The organism is Pseudomonas sp. AGC41 (assembly GCF_057334555.1).
The window spans coordinates 16,248-21,047 of sequence record NZ_JBHFJB010000071.1; the positions used below are offsets into that span (position 1 = coordinate 16,248).

At 61.0% G+C, this 4,800-nt stretch carries 5 protein-coding genes; 1 reads left to right on the plus strand and 4 read right to left on the minus strand.

Translation table 11 applies throughout. The features are described from left to right. Positions 1-63: 63 nt before the first annotated feature. The 4 genes from ACE04F_RS13500 to ACE04F_RS13515 all read right to left on the minus strand — a co-directional run bounded on the left by ACE04F_RS13500 (position 64) and on the right by ACE04F_RS13515 (position 3,820). Positions 64-612: a DUF4174 domain-containing protein gene (locus ACE04F_RS13500; RefSeq protein ID WP_486107389.1), complete on the minus strand. Its 549-nt coding sequence runs from the start codon at positions 610-612 to the stop codon at positions 64-66. Positions 613-747: 135 nt separating this feature from the next. Next, on the minus strand, positions 748-2,106 hold the full coding sequence (locus ACE04F_RS13505) for an erythromycin esterase family protein (protein WP_486107391.1): 1,359 nt from the start codon (positions 2,104-2,106) through the stop codon (positions 748-750). 69 nt (positions 2,107-2,175) lie between these two features. Then, positions 2,176-2,961, minus strand: coding sequence for a sulfite exporter TauE/SafE family protein (locus ACE04F_RS13510; RefSeq protein ID WP_045156451.1), 786 nt, complete (start codon positions 2,959-2,961; stop codon positions 2,176-2,178). Between the two features lie 109 nt (positions 2,962-3,070). Next, on the minus strand, positions 3,071-3,820 hold the full coding sequence (locus ACE04F_RS13515; protein WP_486107393.1) for a hypothetical protein: 750 nt from the start codon (positions 3,818-3,820) through the stop codon (positions 3,071-3,073). Positions 3,821-4,118: 298 nt separating this feature from the next. On the opposite strand from ACE04F_RS13515, the gene ACE04F_RS13520 reads away from it, so the two are divergent. After that, positions 4,119-4,800 (plus strand): aldose epimerase family protein (locus ACE04F_RS13520; protein ID WP_486107395.1); only part of this gene is annotated, 682 nt, incomplete at its 3' end.

Genomic DNA, 4,800 nt, shown 5'->3' on the forward strand with positions numbered 1-4,800 from the left:
CCCCCCCCCCCCCCCCCCCCCCCCCCCCCCCCCCCCCACGGGGGTATCGTTGCTTTCGGGATGTCAATCATCCAACGGTTTCGGTGCAGCGGCAGGCTTGGTCGCCTTGCCCGGCTTGACGCCTTTGGCGTCTTTGGCCGGCTCGGGTTCCGGCGCTGGCGGTGGGGTGGGCGCCGTGGCTTGTTTTTCCGTCTCCGGCAGTTTGTCGACAGTATCAAACAGTGCCTTCAGTTCGATCGCGCCGGAATGCTCAAGCTTCTTTTCCCCGTCCTTGCCCACCAGGATGACCTTGGTCTGCGCTCCCGCTCCCAGCTTGAGGGAACGGATCAACGCCATGGTGCTTTGCGGGTCGAGGTCTTTGCCATCACGCTGGCCGATGGTATTGAGCACGGTATAGAGCACCATGTTGCGCTCCGAAAAACCCTGCTTGCCCGCCGGCTCGTCCAAGGCTTTTTTCAGGCTGACCCACGCAGGATCGACAGAGCTGGGCGCAATGACAATCACGGGCCGGGACTTGCCCACCTCCGCCACCAGGGGTGAGTCGCCATCGGCAGCGAACAACGGGCCGGCGATGGCCAGCAAGGTAGCGAAGGTCAACGACCGAATAAGCATGCGCCTCTCCTTTTGATAATTACGCTGTACTGATTGCACATGGCGGCGATTGTTCCGCGAGAGTCGCCCGATACCGCTATTGCCTGCCTGAAGCTTAGGCCAACGGACCCATAGCGCAACCACGGCAGACGTGCTTCAGAGGCCAAACGGGAAGGTATCTTCCTCGCGCTCCAGCGTGTGCGGCGTGGGCAACGGCGTGACGGCTTCGGTCTGCTCGAACCAGAGCCAGGCGTCGAACTGCTCGGCCAGTACCGCTTCGAAATAATGACTCTGGCGTTCGGTTTCAGGGCGGTAGATGACCCCGATGGCGCGTTCGAGCAGCGGCTCGGAGAGCACGTCCAACAGCCCTTCGTCCGGGTCGGTCCGCCAGTCCGTAAGCGATGCGCGCACACCCGCCAGCGAAAACTCCCGCTCCCAACTGCCGGCCAGCGCCGGCACCACCTGCTTGATTTTCATCGGCGCGTCCCAGTCATCGGCTGCCGCCACGCTGCCACGGTCGGTGCCCATGCCCAGCAAAACCGCGTCGCGGCCATAAGCCATGCGGCACAACTGGCCGATATTGAACTCACCCTCCCAGCCCATTCTTGTCGCGGCGGCGTTGCCGATGTGGGAGTTATGCGCCCAGACGATCGCTTTCGCATCGGGCCCGCGATGCTCCAGCAGGCTTTGCAGGGTGTCGAACATGTGCCGGTCGCGCAGGTTCCAGGATGACTTGCCGCCGCGATACATGGCGCGGTAGTACTGTTCGGCGGCGCGCACGACGCGGGCGTTCTGCACCGCGCTGAAAAAGCCCTCGTCATCCTCGATCAACGGATCAAGGCGCTCGGCTAGCAGCGTGTTGAGCTGTTCGACCACGGCGTCTTCGCACGTCGCCAGGCTGCCACGCTCGGTGAAATGGCCGTACAGCGCCGGGTCGTCGTGCCAGGGCGTCAGGCAGCCATAACGATGGCGGGCGTCACGGGCCAGGTGCGGATGGCTCTTGTCGAGGTAATCGAGCACCTCGTCAATGGAGTGGCGCAGGCTGTAGACGTCCAAGCCGCGAAACTCCACGCGGCGAGCGTCAGGCTGGCCGAGGTTGTAGCCGCGCAACCAACGGACAAAGTCCTGGACATCGGTGTTGCGCCACATCCAGCTGGGAAACCGGGCGAACGCCTGCTGTTTCCAGGCCGAAGGCCCCAGGTCGCGCACGCAGCGGTCGATTTGCCCGGCGTCGGGCCAGTCGGCTTCGACGGCAACAATGCCGAAGCCGTGACGCTCGATCAGATGCCGGGTAATAGCAGCGCGGGTGCGGTAGAAGTCATGGGTGCCGTGGCTGGCTTCGCCGATCAGCACGACCTTGGCGTCGGCGAAGCGATCAAACATTTCGCCAAAGCTGGGGCTGTCCTCGGCAGGCAGCGGTTCGGCGTGACGGCGCAGGATGTCGGCGATGTCGGTGCGTGGTTCGGCGCGACGACGGCGCAGGCGTTGCAGCAGATCTCTGGCTGGGCTGTTCATGGATCGAGGCCTCATCAGTACCTGGTTTACAGGTATGACTATGCCGAGGCAGCCATGACTCCGACCAAATCAGAACGCGAGCTTGAAGCCGATCATGGCCAACATCACCGCCAGGCAAGGGCGCAGGAGTTCGTCAGAGATGCGTCCCGACAAGTGGCTACCCAGATAAATGCCCGGCAACGAACCAATCAGCAGAAAGCCGAGGATGTGCCAGTCCATGTTACCCATGCTTGCGTGGCCAAGGCCCGCAACCAGGGTCAGCGGCACGGCATGGGCGATTTCGGTGCCGACCAGGCGCTTGGTGACCAGGAACGGATAAAGGATGAACAGCGCGACGGTGCCCAGGGCGCCGGCGCCGATGGACGTCAATGCGACCATCGTGCCCAGCACCAGGCCGGTGATGACGGTCAGCAGGTTGAGCCGCGAGCCGCTGGGGTTGTAATGGCCGCCGGCGCGGTCATGGGCAAATTGCAGCAGGCGCTTCTTGAACAGGATTGCCAGGGCGGTGGCGAACAGCACAAAGCCCAGGGCTTGCTTGATGACCGCGTTCATCGCGTCAGGTGAACTGTTAAGGCTGCTGAGAAACCACAGGGTCAGCCCGACCGCCGGCACGCTACCCAAGGTCAGCCAACCGGTGATGGCCCAGTCGATATTGCGGTTTTTCGCGTGGACCAGGACGCCGCCGGATTTGGTAATGGCTGCGTACAGCAGGTCAGTCCCCACCGCCGTCGCGGGGTTGATGCCGAACCACAACAAGATGGGCGTCATCAGCGAGCCGCCGCCGACGCCGGTCATCCCGACGATGAAACCGACCACCAGTCCCGCTACGACTAAACCGACATTACCGAAATCCATCAAACCCGTCTCAGCGCGACCGCATGAAAAATCTGGCCGCGAGCATAGCGATTTTTCTTATAACTCCCTATATCGATGTGATCTATGTTTATTCCATTTGCACCCGCAGCTACTGGACAGGCAGGAAATTGAGAAACAGCAGGCTCTGCGCATAATTCAAGCCGATTCGCCGATAGCGCTCGTCCAGCATCTGGGTCAGCAGGTCGAGGCGCGCGACGACCTTCCCGAACTCCACGGCAAAGCTCAGGTTGCTGCCCTCCTCCGAGATTTCATTGGAGAACAGCATTGGCGTGCCGTCCTTGTTCTGCCGCTGGCCCAACAGCCACGTGGCTTTCTCGATGTTGCGCGCCGCGTTGCTGACGAAGCGCGGATCGATGGTGTCGGTCATGTAGAACTCGAGACGGTTGCCGTGAGCCGTCACCAGCATGCTGCCAATGGCATAGATGAACGCTCCGACCCGATCACCGAGGAACTCGGGACTCATCGCATAGCTCAGCGCTGCCAGGTCCTTCCTGTTGCCCAGGGCCGGCAAGGGTTGCTGCTGTTCAATCGCCTCGCGCACTTGCTTGACGGCGATACGGACGTCGAGAAAGCCGGATTTGCGCAGTTCTTCCGGGTTGCGCAGGTAGAGCTTGTGCATCAGCAGGTAAAGGCTCTGCAGGTTGTCATGCATCGACAGCGTGGCCATACGGTCGACGCTGGTCTGCAAGAACTCCTGGGGCCTGGCATTGCTGAACTGGGTGACCATGTCCTGGCCTTGCTGATGGCTGCATCCGCCGCTGAGCATCAGCAACAGGCTCGCCAGCAGTAAGCCGCAGTGACGTGGCAAGACCCTCACGGAATGTAAGACAGCGGCCATCGAATCTCGGTCTGGGCATGGGGAAGCGGTGGGGAATCGCCGTTTCCTGGCCATGGATAGAGCGGCAAAAACCGTAAAAGTGCGGTAGCGGCCGCGAAAGTGCACGTTTGGCCAAGGTTCGCTCCACTCAATTAGTCTTACTTTTTAATTGATAAATCTCGATTTATAGCTATAAATCCTTTCTCAACCCTCAAATAGAAAGACTACTGAACAGAAAAACCTTCATCGCTGTCCGACAGGTAACGGACTCGACCGCGTTAAAAACAACAACAAAACAACAGGAAAGGAAGGTCACACCATGCTTGAATCCAGACATCTGCTCACGGCCCTCGGAGTCTCTCTGATGATTGCCACCTCTGCCCAGGCCGCCGGCCTGACCAACGAACGCGTTGCCTTCGGCAAGACCAACGACGGTACGCCGGTTGAAAAATACGTGCTGCGCAACAGCCACGGCGTCGAGGCGACCGTCATCACCTACGGCGGGATCCTCCAGTCACTGATCGTGCCGGACAAAAACGGCATGACTGCCGACATCGTGCTCGGCTTCGACGATGTGCAGGGCTACCAGAAGAACGGCAACGTGTATTTCGGCGCGACCATCGGCCGCTTCGGCAACCGTCTGGCCGGCGGTGCGTTCGAGCTGGATGGCAAGCGTTATCAGGTGCCGCAGAACGACAAGGACAATTCCCTGCACGGCGGACCGCAAGGCTTCGACAAGCGTGTCTGGAAGGCCGAGCCGAGCAACGGCAAGGACTCGGTAGGCGTGACCCTGACGTATCTGTCGGCGGACGGAGAAATGGGCTTTCCCGGCAACCTGAAGACCGACGTCACCTACAGCCTCAACGACCAGAACGAATTGCGCATCGACTACAAGGCCAGCACCGACAAACCGACCGTGCTGAACCTGACCAACCACAGCTATTTCAACCTGGCCGGCGCCGGTAATGGCGACATCCTCAAGCAAGTCGCGACGCTGCATG